Here is a 20,260-nt window from a genome sequence, read left to right on the forward strand (position 1 = left end):
CCGCAGCGGAAGATTGTCGGCGCGGCGGTCACAGCAGACCGCCGCCCAGTACGTTGCCCGCCAGTCCGATCACCACGGGGATGATGCCGAGGCAGATGAAGGCAGGCAGAAAGCACAGCCCCAACGGCCCGCTGATCAGCACACCCGCGCGTTCGGCCGCAGCAGCCGACGCGTCCTCGGCGCGAGTTCGTTGTGTCGCAGCGAGTTCCGTCATCGCCGACGCCATGGACGACCCGGCCCGGGCAGATCGGCGGGCCATCCTGGCCAGAGCCTCGGTCTCGGGATCCTGCGCGACGGCGTCCCATGCGGTCGCGGCGTCGGCACCGAGTTCGAGCAGATCGGCTGCCTTGCGGAGCGCGATACCGAACGAGGTCGGAGCGGAATGTGCCGCTGCCGCAGCGGCGGTCGATATCGGCAAGCCTGACCGCAGACAGGCTGCGAGCAGATCGAAGGTCGTGGCCACTGCGAGCGGGTCGGGTGTCGGCACATCGACGGTGTCGGTGCCCGCCCGGCGCTCGGATGCCAGCCTGTGCAACCCACCCGAGACCGAGGGCAGCGTGATCGATGCCGTGGCCAGAAACAGCACCGCCACCCACATCACGTCGTCACCTTGCCGGTGATCGCATCGGTCCACAGCAGTCCCGCACAGCCCAGCCCCGTGCCGATGAGCAGCAGCATTCCGCCGAGCCCACCGCCGAGCAGAATGTGCAGTGGATCGGCTCCCATCAGCTGACCGAGCGCGACTCCGAGAATGGGCAACCCGGCCAGAACCAGCGCGGTGGCACGGGCACCGGCGAGCGATGCATCGGTTCGTTCGCGAAACCGTCTGCGTCCCAGCATGTCCTCGCGGACGGCGTCGAGCAGTTCGGCGAGCGCGAGCCCGTGTTCGTCTGCCACTCTCCACGCGGCGGCCAGCCGGCCGAGCTCGGCGTCCAACAACGAATCGGATGAGGCGATACCGTCCGCAGCCATGCCGCCCAGTCGGGAGCGCGATGCCGCGCCGCGCAGTGCCGTCGACGCGATTCCGCCGCACTCGTCCGCCGCGACCGCGCTGGCCGTGGCCGGATGGGATCCGACGCGTAGCTCGCCGATGACCACCTCGACTCCGGTTGCGAGCCAGTTCAATTCGTTGGCACGCCGGTCGCGTTCGAGTCGCCGACGATATCGCCGCCATCCGGTACCGCCCGCCACCGCTGCTGCGCTCACGGCCCAGATTCCGCCGAGCCACCACGCCGCCCCTGCCGCAAGCAGAACGCAGCATGCAGGCACCAGCCATCGCGGCGCGGAGGAAGCCGCCCGTTCTTCACGAGGCAACCGACGGAAACTGCTCGGCCACAGGGCAACCGCGAGGGCGAGGACCATCACCGCCGCCGTCATCGGGCGTCACCGCAACGGCGGTCGAGCAGTTCGAGGAGCCGACCTTCACCCGGCGTCGCGTCGGCAGTCACCGACCAGGCCGCCGCGATGTGCACTCGCCCGGTGGGATCGACGTCGACCACTCCGATCTCACGTAGTCGTCGAGTACCGTCGGAACTTCGGTGGACGTGCAACACCACTTGGACCGCAGCGGCGAGTTGGCTGTGCAGCGCGTCTCGGCCCATTCCGCCCAGTGCCGCAAGGGCTTCGAGTCTGGCCGGTACCTCGGCCGGGGAGTTCGCGTGAATGGTTCCTGCTCCACCGTCGTGACCTGTATTGAGTGCCGTCATCAAGTCGATGACCTCGGCCCCGCGCACTTCACCGACCACGAGCCGGTCCGGTCGCATTCGCAGGGCCTGACGCACCAGCTGCCGCACCGATACTTCACCCACGCCTTCGACATTGGGCGCGCGGGCCACCAGCCGGACCACGTGCGGATGTGCCGGGGCCAACTCGGCGGCGTCCTCGACGCAGACGATCCGTTCGGCCGGATCCACCTCACCCAACAGCGCGGCCAGGAGGGTGGTCTTTCCCGCGCCGGTACCGCCGACGACCAAGAACGCCAAGCGGCCGAGCACGATTCGACGCAGCAGCTCGTACCCGTCTTCGGTCACGGCTCCGGATGCACGGAGCGCGGCGAGTCCCTGCGTCGCGGGTCGCAGGACTCGAAGCGAGACACACGTTCCGCCGCTGGCCACCGGTGCCAGTACAGCGTGCAACCGGACGCCGAACACGTCCCGCCCCACTCCGGGCAGCCGACCGTCGACCCAGGGTTGCGCATCGTCCAGTCGCCTGCCGGCCGACAGTGCGAGCCGCTGCGCCAGCCGCCGAACGGCAGCCTCGTCGACGAAGCGAACTCCGGTGCGCTCGAGTCCGCGACCGCGATCGATCCACACCTGATCCGGTGCGGTGACCAGTACGTCGGTCACTCCGGGCTCGGTCAGCAGCGGTTCGAGCGGGCCTGCTCCGGTCAGCTCGGTCTGCAGAACACGAAGGGCTGCAAGCATATCGGTGTCGCCGATGACGCCTCCTGCCTCGGCTCGGATGGCCGCGGCGACGGTCGCGGGAACGGGGGCGTCAGCCGATGCGGCCAGGCGATCACGAACGCGGTCCAGCAGATCCGCGGTGACCACCGCACTCATGCCGCCCACCGCCGTGCGCCGGGCTTCTGCGCGAAGGTCTCCAGCACACCGGTCGCCGCTGCGGCCATGGGAGAACGCCGACCGAGAACGAGCCCGCCCCGCTCGAGTCGCTCGGCCAATCCCGGCTCGGCGCGCATCGACGTCAACAGCGGTAGACCGAGGGCGACGGCGATGTCGTCTGCTCTCAGCCCTCCCGGCGCAGGCCCACGAACGACGATGCCGACGTTGGCGTTTCGATTTACCACCTGTGCTGCGACCGCTTCAGCCGACGTCACGGCCCGCAGTTCGGCCGGAAGTACCAGCACGACGAGATCCGCCGCGGCGTACAGAGCGTCGGAGACGTCGCTCGGATGACGCGGAGCGTCGCACACCACCAGATCTCCCGCTGCGCGTCCTGCATCGACCACAGCCGCCACTGCAACAGCCGAGAGTCCGACACCCCGGTCCTCGGATCGGCCGAGCGCCAGCACCGACAACCCGCCGCGGGAAGGCAGCGCCCCGTGCAGAGCGTCGCCGGAGACTCGGCCGCCTTCGACGACCAGGCCGGACCACCGCAGACCCGGAGCGTTCTCCCAGCCGAGTAACAGGTCGAGGCCGCTGCCGTACCGATCACCCTCGACGAGGAGGGCACGTCGGTCCGAGCGGCTGCTGCGGAGTCCGAGTGCGGCGGCGAATGTCGATGCGCCCGCGCCGCCGCGAGCGCCGACCACGGCGATCACTCCACCGTCTCCCGACGGCACCGACGCGGGTTCGCCGAGTATGCGCACGAGTGCGTCTTCGTCCTGCGGCAGAAAGATCACATGCTCGGCACCGAGCGATGTTGCGGTTCGCCAGTCGTCGAGTGTCGGTTGCGCGTCCGTGACCAGAATGACGCCCGAGCGTCGCGAAAATCCGGACGCCAATGCTGTCTCGGCGGACTCGAAATCGACCAAAATCGTTCCGGGTCGGTCCCACATCGACCGTGCCGAACCGATACCGACCAGTAAGTTCTGCTCTTCCACAACACAATCCGCGGCCGCGGCTATTCGATAGACGTCCTCGCGGAGTCCGCGAAGTTCGATCGACATCGCCACAGTCGGGTGCGCGATTCGCTGTCGCGAGTCCGTTTCCATGCGCCAAGCCTGCGTGAGAATCTGCTCGAGGTGCGCGCGACTTGGGGAAATGTGGATAGATCGGGGCCTGTGGATGAATACCAGTACTGCTGTACCAGTTTTCGACCCGACCCGAAAAAGAGGACGACCCTCGCCAGGGGGGGAGGAGGCGAGGGTCGTCTGGTTCAGCCCCGGGGGGTCGGGCTGAACACCGCCCGGAATGAACCGGGCTCATAGCAAATACTACACCCGTGGACTTCCTTGTTTGCAAGTTCAACCGTCGCTTTTTCTCGACGGTTTCGGACCGAGTCCGCCAGTGGCACCGCGCAACATCCACCGGTCACCACCGGCCACTATGGTGACAATCGTGACCCAGAGCGCGAGCACCGACGACGCCCCGGCCGGCCGACGCGCAGCGCGCGTGGCGGCATTCTTCGACCTCGACAAGACGATCATCGCCAAGTCCAGCACCTTGGCATTCAGCAGGCCGTTCTTCGACCAAGGACTCATCAACCGGCGCGCCGTTCTCAAGAGCAGTTACGCCCAGTTCCTGTTCCTGCTCTCCGGAGCCGATCACGACCAGATGGAGCGCATGCGCGCACACATCGCGAGCATGACCGCCGGCTGGGACGTCGAACAGGTACGAGCAGTCGTCGCCGAAACCCTGCACGACATCGTCGACCCCCTCGTGTTCGCCGAAGCCGCCGACCTGATCGCAGACCACAAGCTCCGCGGCCACGACGTGGTGATCGTGTCGGCGTCCGGCGACGAGATCGTGCACCCCATCGCAGAACTGCTCGGAGCCGATCACAGCATGGCCACCACGATGGTGACCGTGGACGGCAAGTACATCGGCAAGGTCGACTTCTACTGCTACGGCGAGGGCAAGGTCGACGCCATGAACTCCCTGGCCGCGCAACACGATTACGACTTGGCGTCGAGCTACGCGTACTCGGACTCGATCACCGACGTGCCGATGCTGCGCGCCGTCGGGCATCCCACGGCCGTCAACCCCGACCGAGCGCTGCGCAAGGAAGCCGCATCCCGCGGCTGGCCGATTCTCACCTTCTCCAACCCGGTCTCGCTGCGATCACGGATCCAGACCCCGTCCGGTAAGACCGTAGCGGCAAGTGCGGCAGCAGGTTTCAGCGCTCTTGCGGCCGGCGCGATCACCTACGGACTGCTCCGAAGAAAAAGATGACGCTCAACCCCTTGATGTGAGGCGCGTCACGGGGTACAAATGACGTACGGAAGAACGGAAGGCCAAGATCGAATCGGAAGAGAAGATTCGCTCTCCCAACCGCCCTTCCCAGCACGGACACCAGGCACCCACGCGGAGCGGCCACCTAATGGCAGAAGCGCTGTGGGCCTGCGAGATTCGTCGATGATCAGCAAGAACCCTGCACCGGTTGCAGGGATGACCTCATCACCGTCGAACCCTCGCCGAGGCCACGTGGTTTTCCATCACAGCCCACCTGAGCACGCTTGGTAACCAGGCGCTCCGTGCTAACGGGCGGCGAAGTCGACGCAAGTCGGCATCGCCGCCCTTTTATGTGCTCGCTACTGCAGGCTCCGCTCGCGGCCCTTTTATGTGCTCGCTACACCGCAGCTTCGGCGATCGAAGTTGCTTCTGCCGCACCGGCTTCGAAGGCTCCACAGCACAGGATCACCCAACTCCCGACGCCCGTCGCGGTGCCCTCGGCGAATCCGGTCGCGCCGTCCCGGTAGGCATTTGCTCGACGCATCCAGCTCACTTCCGGCACTCCGAGGTTGTGGGGGTCGAAGCCCGACGACGCCGCCACCAGTCTCGATGCAGCCCGCGCAACGATGCCGTCGGCCGATCCGAAAGCTTTGAGCGTCAACAACTCACCGTGCACCACCGCCGCGATCACCGGAGCGGGTGCAGAGGTTCCACCGGTCACGAGCTGAGCGAGCAGGTCGAGTCGCTCGCCGACCCCCGAATCACCGCGCGGACGACCGAGCGCGGAGGCGTCGTCGACGAGATCGGCAGCTGCCAACAAGTGGAGTCGAGCCAGGGTCTGCAGCGGAGCGCGCTTCCACGTCGAGAGCGTGTTCTGTAGGGCGTCGCCATCGAGGGCTGCCGCGACTCGAAGCGCGCCGGCGAGCACGGGGTCGCCTTCTTCGCCCTCGCGGGGGAAATCCATCGACCCGCCCTCGAGTGACGAGGACGAGCGGGCCGCACGGACCGCGGCCTCGGCCGCGGTGGCCGGCCAGCCACGACGGTTGGCCTTGTGTCGATGCACCGCGCCGAGAGCGTCACGCGCCCGTTCGGCGGAGTCGACAACTCCGGGCAGTTCCAGCAGCGGGGCGAGAGGGTCCGTCACGACAGACGACGGTACCCCCTCCCCTCACCCCTACTTTGCCCCTGCCGCCAACAGCTCGGCGCGGGCCTGGCGACGCTTGGCCTGTTCGGCCGGATCGGGCACCGGGACGGCCGCGAGCAACCGCTTGGTGTACTCGTTGGTCGGACGACGCAGAATCTGATCCGTCGTACCGAACTCGGCGAGTTTGCCCTTGTTCAGCACCGCGATGCGCTTGGCCAGTACCTCCACCACAGCGAGGTCGTGGCTGATGAACAGGCACGCGAAGCCGTACTCACGCTGTAGTTCCTTGAACAGCTCGAGCACCTTGGCCTGCACCGACACGTCGAGCGCGGACGTCGGTTCGTCGGCCACCAGCAGCGTCGGCTCCAGGGCGAGCGCCCGGGCGATACCGACGCGCTGACGCTGCCCACCGGACAACTGGTGGGGGTAGCGGTTGCGCATGGTCCGCGACAGGTGAACCCGGTCGAGCAGTTCCTCGACCTTTCGATTTCGGTCTGCAGCACTGTGCTCGGTGTGCAACAGCATCGGCTCGGCAATGGACTGTCCGATCGGCCAGCGCGGGTTCAGCGACGAACCCGGATCCTGGAACACGATGCCGACCTTGCTTCGCACCGACCGCAGTTCACGATTCGACAGGTTGGTGATGTCGACGCCTGCGATCGACAACGAGCCGCCGGTGAGCTTGTTCAACCCCACCACGGCCTTACCGATCGTGGACTTGCCCGAGCCGGACTCACCGACGAGGCCGACCACCTCACCCATCTCGATGTCGAGGCTGACCCCGTCGACGGCCCGGAACACGGTGCGGCCCGGGTACTCGATGACACCGTCGACGATGCTCAGTGCCCGGGTCTCCTCGACGGCACTGGGCTCGGCGATCTTCCCGGCGGTCACAGCCTCGATGCTGCTGCCCAGGTGCGGGACCGAGGCGAGCAGCTGCTGCGTGTACGGATGCGACGCATTCTTGAATATGGTTCGCGCAGCGTCTGTTTCGACGATGACGCCGTCCTTCATCACCGCGATGCGGTCGGCCATGTCGGCCACCACACCCATGTCGTGGGTGATCAGGAAGATCGACGCGTCGATGCGGTTCCGGAGATCACGCATCAGGTCGAGGATCTCGGCCTGCACCGTCACGTCCAGGGCCGTGGTCGGCTCGTCCGCGATCAGCAGCGACGGATCCGAGGACAGCGCCTGGGCGATCATGGCGCGCTGACGCTGACCACCGGAGAGCTGGTGCGGGTAGAAGTTGACCCGCGTCTCCGGATCCGGCATCTCGACGAGCTTCAGCAGCTCGACGGCCCGCGCTTTCGCTTCCTTCTTCGACAGCGAGGTGTGCGCACGGATGGCCTCGGTGATCTGCCAGCCGATCGAGTACACCGGATTGAGCGCCGTCATGGGCTCCTGGAAGATCACCGCGACGTTCTTGCCGCGGATGGGTGCGAGCTGCTTCTCGGGCAGCCCGACCAGCTCTTTCTCGCCCAGCTTGATGCTGCCGGACACCCGCGAATTATCGGCCAGCAGGCCCGGGACGGCCATCGCCGTCGTCGACTTACCGGATCCGGATTCACCGACGATGGCGAGAACTTCACCGGAGGCGACCGTGAACGAGACGGTATCGACCGCCTTGCGCCAGACCTTCTCGACCTCGAACTCGACCGTCAGATCGGTGACGCTGAGAACCGTGTCCTTCTGAATACTCATGTCAGTTCCGTTTCGGATCGAGTGCGTCACGGAGTGCGTCGCCGAGCATGATGAACGCCAGCACTGTGACGGAGAGGAACGCGGCCGGGAACAGCACCAGGTGCGGTGACGTGAGGAACCTGGCTTGACCGAGGTTGATCTGTAGGCCCCAGGAGATCTCGGGGGCTTGCAATCCGATTCCGAGGAACGTCAATGTCGCCTCGGCCGCGATGAACGTACCCACCGAGATCGTGGCGTAGATGATCACCGGGGCCAGCGCGTTGGGAAGGATGTGTCGCACCAGAATGCGGTAGGTCGACGCTCCCAATGCCTGTGCGGCCTGGACGTATTCACTGTTCTTGATGGAGATGACCGACGATCGCACCAGGCGCATCGCCGTCATCCAACCGAAGGCCACCAGGGCCAACGACACGGTGAAGATGGTGCGCTGGGCGGTGACGGTGAGCAGGATCAGAGCACCGAGCAGCAGCGGAATCCCGAAGAACACGTCGGTGAAGCGCGCCAGGATGCTGTCGATCGCACCGCCGAAGTAGCCGGCGAGAGCACCGATGAGGACGCCGATGATCAGCACGCCGATCACCGAGAGCACACCGATCGACAGCGAGATCCGCGCACCGTAGATGACGTTGGCGTAGTAGTCGCAGCCCTGGATGTCGGTGCCGAACCAGTGTGCTGCACTGGGTTTTTGACCGGAATCGGACAACGAGCACACTCGCGGATCGATGCCGCGGGCGAACAGCTGCGGGAACACCGCCATGACCAACAGCACCAACAGCAGGAACGTGCCGATGATGAAGAACGGGCTCTTGCGCAGGTACTTCCACGCGTTGCCCCACAGGCTGGCCTGACCGACCAGCTCGACGGCCTCGCCGGTGACGACGTTTCCGGGCTGGCCCTCGTCCGCGGCGTGCTGAGCTGCGCTCGAATCTTCTTTATTCATAGCGAATCCTTGGATCGAGAACCGCGTAGAGAACGTCCACCACGAGGTTGAAGAAGATGTAGAAGAACACGAAGAGCGTCACGATGCCGACGACGACGGCACCCTCCTGACGGGCGAGACCGTCGTAGATGGCGCGGCCGAGCCCGGGCAGGTTGAACACCGTTTCGGTCACGATGGCGCCGCCCAGCAGACCACCCACGTCGGCACCGATGAAGGTGACAACAGGAATCAGCGAGTTGCGCAACGCATGCCGAACGATGATGCGCCGGTTGCTGATTCCTTTGGATTTGGCGGTGCGGATGTAATCCGCGGCCATCGATTCCGCCACCGAGGTGCGCGTCAGACGAGCGACGTAGGCCATCGACAGCGATGCGAGCACCAATCCGGGAAGCAGGTAACTCGACCAGCCGTCGTTGATGCCGGAGATCGGGAAGAGCCCCAACTTGAGACCGAGGGTGAACTGGGCGATGAAGCCGAGAACGAACACCGGCACCGACACCAGCAGCGTCGTCGAGATGAGCACTAGGTTGTCGAAGAACGATCCGCGCTTGAGGGCGGCGAGCACGCCTGCAGCGATACCCATGACGGTCTCGATGACGACGGCCACGATGGTCAATCGGACCGTGACCGGAAGTGCCCGCTCGATGGTGTCGAGAACGGGGCGTCCGGAGAAGTCGGTACCGAAATCGCCCTGGAAGAAGCCGCCGATGTACTTGAAGTACTGCACGAAGAGGTTGTCGTCGAGGTTGAACTCGTCTCGCAACTGGGCAACGACGCCCGGGGCGAGGGGGCGATCTCCGGCGAGGGCGCGGATGGGATCACCCGGGAGCGCGTAGACCATCGCGAAGATCAAGAACGAGGAGCCGATCAGGACGGGAATCGTCAGCAGTAATCGGCGAGTGATGTAGCGACCCACTGTGTGTCTTCTCCTTGAACAAGGGACGAACCTGCGCCTCGGGTCTTGCCGGCGCAGGTCGGTGTGGGGCGGATGCGCCCCACGGTTGAACGAGACCCGGTGGGTGACAGCCGATCACGCTCGGCTGCCACCCACCTGGGTGTGTCGTCAGCTGACTACGACGTCCTCGAGGATGATGTTGCCTCGGTTGTCGATCTTGACGTCGGAGACGCGATCGGACCACACAGCCTGGTTCAGGCCGTAGAACAGCGGAGTAGCGGGCATCTGGTCGATCAGGATGTCCTCTGCCTTCTGGTAGTCGGCGGTTGCAGCGTCGATGTCTGCAGCGTTGTTGCCTTCGGCCAGCGCGGCGTCGAATGCCGGATCGTTGAAGAAGACGTAGTTGCTACCTGCAGGCGGGGTTGCGGCTGCCGAGTACAACGGGGAGAGGAAGTTGTAGATCGACGGGTAGTCCATGATCCAGCCCGAACGGAACGGGCCGGTCATGCCCTGAGCGTCCTGCAGCGGCAGGTACTGCGCGAACTGGAGGTCACCGCGCAGTGCGTAGTTCACGCCCAGGTTGTCACGCAGCTGGTTGCCCACGGCGGTCATCCACGAGTCGTGGCCCGCACCGGCGTTGAACCACAGATCCACCGGCTGGCTGCGGTCGAATCCGGCCTCGTCGAGCAGACGGTTGGCCTCGTCCGCGTTGAGCTCGCAGTTGGCACCGCAGGCGTCCTCGCGGTAGCCGTCGACGACGGGCGATGCGAAAGATCCTGCCGGAGTGCGGGTATCGGTGAAGATCGCGGTCGCGATGGCCTGGCGATCGATGGCCATCGAGAATGCCTTACGCACGTTCGGATCCTGGAATCGCGGATCGTACGTCGGGAAGCCGAGCGAGGTGATGTCGGGACGTGCGCGCTCGCCGTACCGGTCACCGAACGTGTCGCGGGCAGTGGCCCATGCGTCCTCGGGGAGGTCGAGCATGACGTCGAGTCCGCCACCCTGAACGTCGTTGTAGCCGGTGCTCACCTCGGTGTAGACCTTGAAGTTGACGCCTGCGGACTGTGCCGCATTGTCGCCTGCGTAATCGTCGTACTTGGTGACGGTGAATCCCTGTCCGGGAACGAAGTCCTCGTCGGCCTTGAACGGGCCGTTACCGATCGGGCGAGCGCCGTAGGCGTCGGGGTCGGCATAGAACGCCTCGGGCAGCGGGTCGAATGCGGTGTAGCCGAGGGTCAGCGGGAAGATCGCGAACGGTCCGTTGAGCTTGACGGTGAAGGTCGTGTCGTCGACGACGCTCAGTCCGCTCAGTTCGGTCGCGACGGGCTCGGCGGTGTCGCTGCCCTGCAGGTCTGCGTAGCCTTCGATGTTCTCGAAGAAGTAGGAGGCACCGAAAGCGTTGGTACTCAACGCGTTGTAGCTCCAGGCTTTGGTGTAGGACTCGGCCGTGACGGGGGTGCCGTCGTGGAAGGTCCAGCCGTCCTTGAGCTTGACGGTCCAGGTGGTGTTGTCCTCGGACTCGACGGACTCGGCAACTCCGTTGTACTCGACGCTGTTGTCCTCGTCGTTGAACGTGACCAACGGAGTGAAGAGCGCCTCGAGAACCTGGCTGCCCTCGCTCTCGGTGGTGTTGCCCGGAATCAGCGGGTTCTCGGGCTCGCCGATGTAGATGCTGTAGATACCGTCGGCGCTACCGCCGGAGCTCGAGCCTCCGCCGCCACAGGCGGCGAGCAGGCTCGCACTCATCAGCACAGCCGTGGTGACTACCGCGGCACGTTTGATACGCAAGAAAATCCTCCATCCAGATGTGAACACGGGGTCGTCCGTGCTCAGTTCCTCGGGCGCGACGCCCGGGGATTCGTGGGCGACCGCATGGCACGGCAGGTGGGCCGTTCCAACGATCTGATGGGATGGACTTTAGACACATCCTGAAACGAACATGTGAACTCCCCCAGATTTTGCTGACCCGTGAGTAAGCCGGAAACATGATCGAAACGTTTCGGCAAGTCGATTTCTCACAGTTCGGACATCGGCGTCGCCCGGGGTGCGCGCCAACGGCCCCGATTACCGCCCAGCGTGCAGAAACTACCGATCACCGCAGATCAGGGGGTTGCAGGCGATTGCAACGGTGCGATTGCCGTCACATGTGACTACCCTCACAAGGGGCTCGAGACAGGCACGGAAGTGCAGTTTCATGAGCGAAATGCACCGGACGAAAGTGAGCTATTCGAGATGACGACCAGTACCTCCGGAACCGACGAGACCGCGGTTGCCTCCTACGCGCCCTCGGCCGAGTTCGCCGCTCAGGCCAACGCCGGAGCCGACCTCTACGCCGCCGCGGAGAACGATCGACTCGGCTTCTGGGCCGAACAGGCTCGCCGGCTGCACTGGCACACCCCGTTCACCGAGGTACTCGACTGGTCCGACGCCCCCGTCGCCAAGTGGTTCGCCGACGGCGAGCTCAACGTCGCCTACAACTGCGTCGACCGCCACGTCCTCGACGGTCATGGCGACCAGGTGGCCATCCACTGGGAAGGCGAGCCCGGCGACAGCCGCGACGTCACGTATTCCGATCTGCTCGCGGACGTCAGCCAGGCCGCCAACACGCTGACCGAACTCGGCCTCGTCTCCGGCGACCGCGTCGCGATCTACATGCCCATGATTCCCGAGGCCATCGTCTCGATGCTCGCGTGCGCCCGCCTCGGCCTGACCCACTCCGTCGTCTTCGCCGGCTTCTCGGCCACCGCGCTGCGCTCGCGCATCGACGATGCCGAGGCCAAGCTCGTCATCACCACCGACGGTCAGTGGCGACGCGGCAAGCCCGCTCCCATCAAGGACACCGTCGACGAGGCCGTCGACGGGGCTGCCTCGATCGAACACGTGCTCGTCGTCAAGCGCACCGACTCCGAGGTCTCGTGGACCGACGGACGCGACCTGTGGTGGCACGAGACCGTCGCGAAGGCGTCGAAAGAGCATGAGGCACAGCCCTTCCCGGCCGAGCACCCGCTGTTCATCCTGTACACCTCCGGTACGACGGGTAAGCCGAAGGGCATCATCCACACCTCCGGCGGCTACCTGACGCAGACCTCGTACACCCACCACAACGTCTTCGACCACAAGGCAGGCAAGGACGTCTACTGGTGCACCGCCGACATCGGCTGGGTCACCGGGCACTCCTACATCGTCTACGGCCCGCTCTCGAACCGCGCAACGCAGGTCGTCTACGAGGGCACGCCCAATTCGCCCGACGAGCACCGGCATTGGAACGTCATCGAGAAGTACAAGGTCTCGATCTACTACACCTCCCCCACCCTCGTTCGCACATTCATGAAGTGGGGCAAGGAAATTCCCGAGGCACACGATCTGAGCTCGATCCGTCTGCTCGGCTCCGTCGGTGAGCCCATCAACCCCGAGGCGTGGCGTTGGTTCCGCGATGTCGTCGGCGGCGGCACCGCACCGATCGTCGACACCTGGTGGCAGACCGAGACCGGCGCGATCATGATTTCCCCACTGCCCGGCGTCACATCCACCAAGCCCGGCTCCGCGATGACCCCGCTACCGGGTATCTGCGCCAAGATCGTCGACGACGACGCCAAGCCACTCGGCAACGGCGGCAACGGATATCTCGTGCTCGACGAGCCCTGGCCGGCGATGCTGCGCGGCATCTGGGGCGATATGGACCGCTACAAGGACACCTACTGGTCCCGCTACGCCGAAGAAGGCTGGTACTTCGCCGGTGACGGTGCCAAGTACGACGAGGACGGCGCACTCTGGGTCCTCGGCCGCGTCGACGACGTCATGAACGTCTCGGGCCACCGCATCTCGACCTCCGAGGTCGAGTCGGCACTGGTCACCCATCACAGTGTCGCCGAGGCCGCGGTGGTCGGTGCCGCCGACGACACCACCGGTCAGGGCATCGTCGCATTCGTCATCCTTCGGGCTGGCGAGGAGAACACCGGCGACGCGTTGATCGCGGAGCTCAAAGCTCAGGTCTCCAAGGAGATTTCACCGATCGCCCGGCCACGCGAGATCTCCATCGTGCCCGAGCTGCCGAAGACGCGATCCGGCAAGATCATGCGTCGCCTACTGCGCGACGTGGCCGAGGGCCGCGAACTCGGCGACGTGTCCACCCTCGTCGACCCGAAGGTGTTCGAGGCGATCAAGAAGGGCCGCTAGCGGCCAGTGGTGTGGATAAGTGCCCGCTGGGGCACTTATCCACACCACTGCCGAAGGCACTCACACGCTGTCGAGCGACTGATCCCGTGTTTCTTTCATGATGATCAACGAGATCAGCGTCAACGCTGCGGCGATGGCGAGGTAGACGCCCACCCAGCCGACGCCGTAGCTGCTCACCAGCCAGGTGGCGATGAACGGGGCAACTGCGGCCCCGAGGATCGACGCGGTGTTGTACGAGATTCCCGAGCCCGTGTAGCGCACGTTGGTCGGAAACAGTTCGGGCAGAACGGCACTCATCGGTCCGAAGGTCAGACCCATCAGGCCGAGGCCGACGCACATGAACACCAGCATCTTGCCTGCCGACGCGGACGCCGGATCTGCGAACCAGTGGAACGACAGGCCGAACAGCACGATCGCCGTGGTGATGACGATGAGCGTGGGACGGCGACCGTACTTGTCGGCGAGCAGTCCGGCGACCGGAATCAGAGCCGCGAAGAACAGCACGGCGATGAGCTGCAGTTCCAGGAAGTCGGTGTAGGGAATGGCCAGCTTGGGCCCGTTGACGTCGGAGACCTTGCCCGTTCCGTAGCTGACCACCCACGTGGTCATGATGTAGAAGAGCGTGTAGGTGGCGAGCATGACGAAGGTACCGATGATCAGCTGGCGCCAGCTGGTCTTGAACACCTGAGCCAGCGGAGTCTTGACCTTCTGCCCGCGCTCGACGGCCAACTTGAACACCGGCGTCTCCTCGAGCTTGAGCCGGACGTACAGACCGATGATGACCATGATCGCGCTGAGCAGGAACGGGATTCGCCAGCCCCACGTCAGGAAAGCATGGTCGGTGCCGGAGTTCGCAGAATCGTAGCCCGTCGCGATGACGATGAGCAGGAAGATGCCGTTGGCGAAGAAGAAGCCGATGGGCGCGCCCAGCTGCGGGTACATCGCGGCCCAGGCTCGCTTGCCCGGCTTCGCGGTTTCGGTCGCCAGCAATGCTGCACCGCTCCACTCACCACCGAGACCGACACCCTGGGTGAAGCGCATGATCGCCAGCAGGGCCGGTGCCCACAGACCCACCGCGGCGTACGTCGGCAACAGGCCGATCGCGAACGTCGCGACGCCCATCGTGAGCAGGGAGCCGACGAGGGTCGCCTTGCGCCCGATGCGATCACCGAAGTGGCCGAACAGAATCGACCCGATGGGTCGCGCCACGAACGCCAGACCGAACGTCGCGAACGACGCCAGCAGCGCCGTGGTGTCGTTGCCCGCCGGGAAGAACAGACGCGGGAAGACGAGCACTGCGGCGGTCGCGTAGATGTAGAAGTCGAAGAATTCGATGGACGTGCCGACCATCGACGCGATCACGATGCGTGACCGCGGCACCTGAGGTGCGGGAATTGCGCCGTCGGCGACGGCGTGTGTTGAACTCACGAATGCTCCTGAAAGGGGGAAGTTCCCTGCAAATTACCTGATGAACACCTGAGAATTTCACGACCCGGGCGTGTCCGGTGCCCGATCGCGCAAGATCGGCGAGTTTGCGGGAAGCGGTACCGAGGTACGCGTCCAAACGAGGGCCGAGCGTCGCTCGCCCTTCGCGGAACAGTTAATCTGCTACCCAGGCACTACTGTCGATACGATCTTCCGCACAACACCGAGCAGAGCGATTACAAGGGGTCGAGAGTTGAGCGTCAGCAATGACAAGGGATACGGAAACGGCGTCCCGAACACGATTTCATCGATACCTCTGACCGATGTCGATGCCCGCACCCCTGGTAGCGCCAGCATCGGAAACCTCGTCAAGGACGCCACCACCCAGGTCTCGACGCTCGTGCGCGCCGAAGTCGCCCTCGCCAAGGCCGAGGTCACCGGTGAGGTCAAGAAGGGGCTGCAGGGCAGCGTCTTCTTCATCATCGCCCTGACGGTTCTGCTGTTCAGCACCTTCTTCTTCTTCTTCTTCGCGGCCGAGCTGCTCGACGTGTGGCTCTACCGTTGGGCCGCATTCCTCATCGTGTTCGCGTTCATGGTGGTGGCTGCGGCGCTGTTCGGATTCCTCGGCTACCGCAGGGTCAAGAAACTGCGCAAGCCCGAGAAGACCATCGACTCGCTCAAGCAGGCGTCGACGGTGCTGCCGAACCAGCACGATTCCATCCCCGGGGTTCCCGGCTACAAGAAGTAGTAGCCCGGGCGAATCGAGCAGTATGAATCAGCCCGATCCGTCCACGGTCCGGTATCCGGGACAGTGGATCCATCGCGACATCCACGCCAACGGAATCCGGTTCCACGTCGTCGAGGTCGGCGAACATGCACCGGACGCACCGCTGGTGGTTCTGCTGCACGGCTTCGCCGACTTCTGGTATTCGTGGCGTCACCAACTTGCCGCACTCGCTCGGTCCGGCGTCCGGGCAATCGCCGTCGACCTGCGCGGTTACGGTGACTCCGACAAGCCCCCACGCGGATACGACGGGTGGACACTGGCCGGCGACATCGTCGGACTGGTTCGCGCTCTGGGATACCCGCACGCCACCTTCGTCGGTCACGCCGACGGCGGTCTCGTCTGCTGGGCCAGTGCGGCGTTGCACCCCCGCCTGGTGAGCTCGATGGTGCTGATCAACGCACCGCACCCCATCTCGCTGCGGCGAGCGGTGTTGAAGGATTCGGCGCAACGCGCCGCGCTGCTACCGCATTTCGTTCGCTACCAGGTTCCGCTGCGCCCGGAGAGGCTGCTGACGCGCCGAGGCGGAGCTGCGGTGGGCGAGTTGATGAGCAGCCGCGCCGGGTCCGCGTGGAAGAACACCGAGGACTACGCCGACACCGCAGCCAAGATGAGCTCGGCCATCCGGATTCCGGGTGCTGCGCATTGCGCGCTCGAATATCAGCGCTGGGCGTTCCGCAGCCAGTTCCGCGCCGAGGGACGCCGCTTCATGGCCGCCGTGGACGTACGTACCTCGATTCCCGTCGCGCAGATCAGCGGCGACCTCGACCCGTACGTGCTGCCCACCACCCTCGATCGCGATCGGCACTGGGCACCGGGACTGACGCATCGAACAGTGCGTGACGTGGGACATTACGTCCACCAGGAAGCACCCGACGTGGTGTCCGAGGAAATCCTGCGCGTCGTGCGCGAAATCTGAACGCGCTCGATTACGCGCGGCGGTGGGTCACCGCATGGTGACGACGACCTTGCCGCTTCCCCGCTCGGCCACGGCGTGGGCGTCGGCGATCTGGGCGAACGGCAGGATGTGGTCGACCCGAGGTAGATAGATTCCGCGTCGGCCCAGCTCGGAAGCGCGCTCCAACAACTGGGACTCGTTGCGAGCGTCGATCTTTCGCGCACCCAGACGTTCGGCACCCTCGGCGTCCAGGACGGTCACGACGCGGGCGGCGTCGCCCACCAATGTAATCAGGTCCGCCGGCAGAGATGACGGCGCCGCGTGCACAGCCGCGTCCACCCCGCCCGGCGCGAGGAGGGCGACCCGTTCGGCAAGCCCCGGACCATAGGTGGTCGGCCGTACGCCGAGGCCGATCAGATAGTCGTGATTGCGCGGGCTTCCGGTTCCGATCACCTCGGCGCCCGAGTCCCTGGCGAGAACACTCAGGGCGGTGCCCACTGCTCCGGAAGCGCCGTCGATCAGTGCGGTCTTCCCTTCCAGACTCCCGAAGACCTCGAGAGCCTCGATGACCGCGGATGCCGTGCTCGAAGCGAGCCCGGCGGCCGCAGCGTGCTCGATGCTCCAATCCGAGGGTGCACTGCTCCACGCGGTGAGTACTGCGTACTGCGCGGTGGTGTCACTGATCCCACCGACGCCGAACACGACGTCTCCGACCTGCGTACCGACAACCCCCGGTCCTACCTCGTCGACCACTCCGGCCGCGTCACGGCCGGGGATGGCGGGCAGATCGAGCGGCACCACATCACTCAACCGACCGGAGCGCAGCAGATAGTCGATGGGGTTGATGCTCGCGGCTCCGACCTCGATGCGAACGGTGTTCGCCTCCGCGTGAGGTTCCGGTGCGTCCTCGACCACGAGTACTTCGGGGCCACCGTAACGGTGGTATCGCGCTGCCTGCATCTGCTTCTCCGTACTACGCATCAGGTGCGAGATTACTTCCCGCGGAAAGCAATCTACCCGAGAATACTTTCCGCAGCAAGCAACGGTATCGTGTAACCCGTGTCCGATGCCCCGCACCTCTCGCCTCAGGAAGACCGAACCTGGTCTCTGCTCGTGGGAGTGATGATGTGGCTACCGGGCGCCCTCGATGCGTACCTCGGCCACGAGCACGGGCTCACACACGCGGAGTATCAGGTCCTGCGCTGGTTGTCGACGAGCGAGGAGAGCGACGTTCACATGACCCAGCTGGCCGCGGGCGCAGGCGTCACGCCCTCACACCTGTCGCGCATCGTGACCAGGATGGAAAAGAAGCTGTGGGTCACTCGACGAAGCGATTCCGAGGACGCACGACGAACATTGGCACGATTGACCGATGCAGGCTCGCAGGCGGTGGACCGCATCGAGCCCGGGTACGTGCAGCAAGTGCGCCGACGGGTTTTCGAGCAGCTCGCCCCCGGCCGGATCGACCAGCTGGAGCAACTGGCCGAAGCGATCCTGACCCCACTCAGACAAGATTGTGTGCATCTGTTGCCCAGCCGGACTTCGCCAGGCCCTGGCGACTAGACGACGCAGTCGCCGGTGCCGACCGGCACCGGGGCAGCGAAACTCTGTGCAAGTTCGTCAGCGATCTCCGACGCGGTCAGCACGAATCCGGTGTCGGGGTCGTCGACGGCAGCGCCGAACACGACTCCGAGTACTTCTCCGGACGAGTTGACCAGGGGTCCACCGGAATTGCCCTGCCGCACCGATCCGCGCACGGTGTAGACCTCACGCTGGACGGTTCCGGTGCGGTAGATGTCCGGCCCGCTGAGGTTGATGATCTCGCGGACACGCGCCGGGCTCACCGTGTACGGACCGCCGCCGGGGTAACCGAGCACGATGGCGTCGGTACCGGATTCGGCTGGCGTCGGGGCGAAGGTCAGCACCGGTGCCTGCAGCTGTGGAACACGAAGCACGGCAACGTCTTCCTCGGGGTCGAACAGCACGACGTCTGCGTCGAGCGGTCCGTTGGGCGAATCGACGGTCACCTCGGAGGTGCCGGCGACGACGTGCGCGTTGGTCATCACCAGATCGGATCCGACGACGAAGCCGGAGCCTTCGAGAGCCTTCTGGCAGCTCGGTGCGATGCCGTTGATCTTGATGACACTCGATTGCAGTTGCACCGGAACAGGTCCCGCTGCAATACCGGAATCGGGCGCGGCGACCTCGGCGACCGGGGTGCGACCGAACGGTCCGATGACGTCCGGCAATCCGGAGGTGTCGAGCAACGCCGAGAATTCCTCGGGTACCTGCCGCAGCCAGTCGGGTGCCACCTGATCGACCTGACCGAGCACCGACGATCCGCGCACCGCACTGGCCACCTCGGGCTGCGAGGACGACGTCAGCGGAATGGCCAGCAGCCACGCAGCGGCGAGCACCGCCACCGCCTGCAGCCCGGCTCCGACCGTGCTGTCGACGGATCTCGCTGCGCGCGAGTGTATTCCGCTGCGCAAGGCCCGCCCGAGGACCATTCCGGCGACTTCACCGACGATCACCAACACCACGATCAGTGCGATACCGACGAACACCCGCGTCCGCGCACCGTCGACGTGCTCGAGCACGTGCGGTGCCACCAGAATGCCTGCAACGGCACCGAGGACGACCCCCAGAAACGCCAGCGCCGACGCCACCGCCCCCTGCCGCCATCCCGACGACGCCGCCAGCAGTGCGATGGCGATCACCGCGATATCGACCCACCCTGAACCCGTCACCGATCGAGCCTCGCTCCTACCGCAGTCAAGCTGGCCTCCAGATCGCGTATGTCCCCCGTGTCCCATTCGGGCTCCCAGCCCGATACAGCCAGCAGACCCGCCAGGATACCGCCCGTGAACCCCCACACCAGCATTCCCTGCACAGCGAACGCCGGGCCCTGGTAGCCCGCAGGGTGGCGCACCTGGAATCGATTGTCCGGATCGAGCAACTCGCGCAATGGAACTCGCACCACTCGCTCGGTCTCCCCGGGATCGACGACGCGCACCGGGGTCGGTCGCTCCCAGTACGAGAGCACCGGAACCACATCGAAGCGTGACGGCGGAACGTAGATGCCGGGCATCGTCGCCAGTGGCACGACGCCTGCCGGATCGAGTCCGGTTTCCTCCTGCGCCTCGCGCAGTGCCGTGCCGACCGGGCCGTCGTCGCCCGGGTCGGTGGCTCCGCCGGGGAAGGCGATCTGCCCGCTGTGATCGCGCAGCGTCGACGCGCGCTGCGTCAGCAGGACGTCGGCGTCGGCGGGCAATCCACCGGGCGAGGTGGGATCTGCGGAGGCGGGGCCGCCGAACAGCACCAGCACAGCGGCGGACCGCGGTCGGTCGGACGGCGGTGCCTGACGCTGCAGCACGGGGTTGATGCCGGTGGTGTCGGTCAGGCCGCCGGCCCTGCCTGCCACGTCGAGCATGCGTCCGA

The 20,260-nt window shown here is 65.6% G+C and carries 18 protein-coding genes; 5 read left to right on the top strand and 13 right to left on the bottom strand.

The window, feature by feature from the left end:
• Positions 1-28 precede the first annotated feature (28 nt).
• From QM615_RS11410 to ssd, 4 genes are read right to left on the bottom strand one after another with little or no spacing between them, the layout of a single operon-like run.
• Entirely contained in the window at positions 29-601 is a 573-nt protein-coding gene (locus tag QM615_RS11410) for a type II secretion system F family protein (protein ID WP_262498543.1), read from the bottom strand.
• A complete protein-coding gene (locus QM615_RS11415; protein ID WP_149407308.1) occupies positions 598-1,377 on the bottom strand; it encodes a type II secretion system F family protein in 780 nt (259 codons plus the stop codon). Before QM615_RS11415 ends, QM615_RS11410 begins: the two co-directional genes overlap by 4 nt.
• The gene (locus QM615_RS11420) at positions 1,374-2,558 is read right to left on the bottom strand and encodes a TadA family conjugal transfer-associated ATPase (RefSeq protein ID WP_149407307.1); all 1,185 of its coding nucleotides are present in this window, start codon (positions 2,556-2,558) and stop codon (positions 1,374-1,376) included. Before QM615_RS11420 ends, QM615_RS11415 begins: the two co-directional genes overlap by 4 nt.
• Positions 2,555-3,670, bottom strand: a complete 1,116-nt coding sequence (gene ssd / locus QM615_RS11425) for a septum site-determining protein Ssd (RefSeq protein WP_149407306.1) — start codon at positions 3,668-3,670, stop codon at positions 2,555-2,557. Before ssd ends, QM615_RS11420 begins: the two co-directional genes overlap by 4 nt.
• A 334-nt stretch (positions 3,671-4,004) precedes the next feature.
• Between ssd and QM615_RS11430 the strand changes: the two genes are divergently transcribed.
• Positions 4,005-4,850 (top strand): HAD family hydrolase, encoded by an 846-nt coding sequence (locus QM615_RS11430; protein ID WP_410482256.1) that lies wholly within the window; start codon positions 4,005-4,007, stop codon positions 4,848-4,850.
• A 397-nt stretch (positions 4,851-5,247) separates the two neighbouring features.
• On the opposite strand, the gene QM615_RS11435 is transcribed toward QM615_RS11430, so the two are convergent.
• The 5 genes from QM615_RS11435 to QM615_RS11455 all read right to left on the bottom strand — a co-directional run bounded on the left by QM615_RS11435 (position 5,248) and on the right by QM615_RS11455 (position 11,324).
• A complete protein-coding gene (locus tag QM615_RS11435; protein WP_068054137.1) occupies positions 5,248-5,994 on the bottom strand; it encodes an oxidoreductase in 747 nt (248 codons plus the stop codon).
• A 30-nt stretch (positions 5,995-6,024) separates the two neighbouring features.
• Positions 6,025-7,698, bottom strand: coding sequence for an ABC transporter ATP-binding protein (locus QM615_RS11440; protein WP_149407305.1), 1,674 nt, complete (start codon positions 7,696-7,698; stop codon positions 6,025-6,027).
• 1 nt (position 7,699) lies between these two features.
• Positions 7,700-8,638: an ABC transporter permease gene (locus QM615_RS11445; RefSeq protein WP_094638621.1), complete on the bottom strand. Its 939-nt coding sequence runs from the start codon at positions 8,636-8,638 to the stop codon at positions 7,700-7,702.
• Positions 8,631-9,554 (bottom strand): ABC transporter permease, encoded by a 924-nt coding sequence (locus QM615_RS11450; protein WP_094612081.1) that lies wholly within the window; start codon positions 9,552-9,554, stop codon positions 8,631-8,633. Before QM615_RS11450 ends, QM615_RS11445 begins: the two co-directional genes overlap by 8 nt.
• Positions 9,555-9,701: 147 nt before the next feature.
• Complete coding sequence (locus tag QM615_RS11455) at positions 9,702-11,324, bottom strand: peptide ABC transporter substrate-binding protein (RefSeq protein ID WP_094638619.1); 1,623 nt, start codon at positions 11,322-11,324, stop codon at positions 9,702-9,704.
• Between the two features lie 444 nt (positions 11,325-11,768).
• On the opposite strand from QM615_RS11455, the gene acs reads away from it, so the two are divergent.
• Positions 11,769-13,712 (top strand): acetate--CoA ligase, encoded by a 1,944-nt coding sequence (gene acs, locus QM615_RS11460; protein ID WP_149407304.1) that lies wholly within the window; start codon positions 11,769-11,771, stop codon positions 13,710-13,712.
• 60 nt (positions 13,713-13,772) lie between these two features.
• Here acs and QM615_RS11465 read toward each other — a convergent pair whose 3' ends face one another.
• Positions 13,773-15,140 carry an MFS transporter gene (locus tag QM615_RS11465; RefSeq protein ID WP_188078774.1) on the bottom strand — a complete coding sequence of 456 codons (1,368 nt, stop codon included), beginning with the start codon at positions 15,138-15,140 and terminating at the stop codon, positions 13,773-13,775.
• A 250-nt stretch (positions 15,141-15,390) separates the two neighbouring features.
• Between QM615_RS11465 and QM615_RS11470 the strand changes: the two genes are divergently transcribed.
• Together QM615_RS11470 and QM615_RS11475 are read left to right on the top strand one after the other, a co-directional pair.
• Positions 15,391-15,885, top strand: a complete 495-nt coding sequence (locus QM615_RS11470; RefSeq protein ID WP_149407303.1) for a phage holin family protein — start codon at positions 15,391-15,393, stop codon at positions 15,883-15,885.
• 22 nt (positions 15,886-15,907) lie between these two features.
• A complete protein-coding gene (locus tag QM615_RS11475) occupies positions 15,908-16,840 on the top strand; it encodes an alpha/beta fold hydrolase (protein ID WP_149407302.1) in 933 nt (310 codons plus the stop codon).
• A 27-nt stretch (positions 16,841-16,867) separates the two neighbouring features.
• Here QM615_RS11475 and QM615_RS11480 read toward each other — a convergent pair whose 3' ends face one another.
• Positions 16,868-17,779 carry an NADP-dependent oxidoreductase gene (locus tag QM615_RS11480; RefSeq protein WP_149407342.1) on the bottom strand — a complete coding sequence of 304 codons (912 nt, stop codon included), beginning with the start codon at positions 17,777-17,779 and terminating at the stop codon, positions 16,868-16,870.
• 99 nt (positions 17,780-17,878) lie between these two features.
• On the opposite strand from QM615_RS11480, the gene QM615_RS11485 reads away from it, so the two are divergent.
• On the top strand, positions 17,879-18,382 hold the full coding sequence (locus QM615_RS11485) for a MarR family winged helix-turn-helix transcriptional regulator (RefSeq protein ID WP_223145657.1): 504 nt from the start codon (positions 17,879-17,881) through the stop codon (positions 18,380-18,382).
• On the opposite strand, the gene marP is transcribed toward QM615_RS11485, so the two are convergent.
• Positions 18,379-19,569, bottom strand: coding sequence for an acid resistance serine protease MarP (gene marP, locus QM615_RS11490; protein WP_149407301.1), 1,191 nt, complete (start codon positions 19,567-19,569; stop codon positions 18,379-18,381). The genes QM615_RS11485 and marP overlap by 4 nt on opposite strands.
• Positions 19,566-20,252 carry an NUDIX hydrolase gene (locus tag QM615_RS11495; protein WP_094670605.1) on the bottom strand — a complete coding sequence of 229 codons (687 nt, stop codon included), beginning with the start codon at positions 20,250-20,252 and terminating at the stop codon, positions 19,566-19,568. Before QM615_RS11495 ends, marP begins: the two co-directional genes overlap by 4 nt.
• Positions 20,253-20,260 lie beyond the last annotated feature (8 nt).

Origin of the sequence: Rhodococcus sp. IEGM 1341 (assembly GCF_030056895.1) — a bacterium.
Classification (GTDB): Bacteria; Actinomycetota; Actinomycetes; order Mycobacteriales; family Mycobacteriaceae; genus Rhodococcoides.

Coding starts and splice junctions, on each gene's coding strand:
- QM615_RS11415 (WP_149407308.1), bottom strand. CDS start 1,377: ATGACGGCGGCGGTGATGGTCCTCGCCCTCGCGGTTGCCCTGTGGCCG.
- QM615_RS11420 (WP_149407307.1), bottom strand. CDS start 2,558: ATGAGTGCGGTGGTCACCGCGGATCTGCTGGACCGCGTTCGTGATCGC.
- ssd (WP_149407306.1), bottom strand. CDS start 3,670: ATGGAAACGGACTCGCGACAGCGAATCGCGCACCCGACTGTGGCGATG.
- QM615_RS11430 (WP_410482256.1), top strand. CDS start 4,005: ATGGTGACAATCGTGACCCAGAGCGCGAGCACCGACGACGCCCCGGCC.
- QM615_RS11440 (WP_149407305.1), bottom strand. CDS start 7,698: ATGAGTATTCAGAAGGACACGGTTCTCAGCGTCACCGATCTGACGGTC.
- QM615_RS11445 (WP_094638621.1), bottom strand. CDS start 8,638: ATGAATAAAGAAGATTCGAGCGCAGCTCAGCACGCCGCGGACGAGGGC.
- acs (WP_149407304.1), top strand. CDS start 11,769: ATGACGACCAGTACCTCCGGAACCGACGAGACCGCGGTTGCCTCCTAC.
- QM615_RS11475 (WP_149407302.1), top strand. CDS start 15,908: ATGAATCAGCCCGATCCGTCCACGGTCCGGTATCCGGGACAGTGGATC.
- QM615_RS11480 (WP_149407342.1), bottom strand. CDS start 17,779: ATGCAGGCAGCGCGATACCACCGTTACGGTGGCCCCGAAGTACTCGTG.
- QM615_RS11495 (WP_094670605.1), bottom strand. CDS start 20,252: ATGCTCGACGTGGCAGGCAGGGCCGGCGGCCTGACCGACACCACCGGC.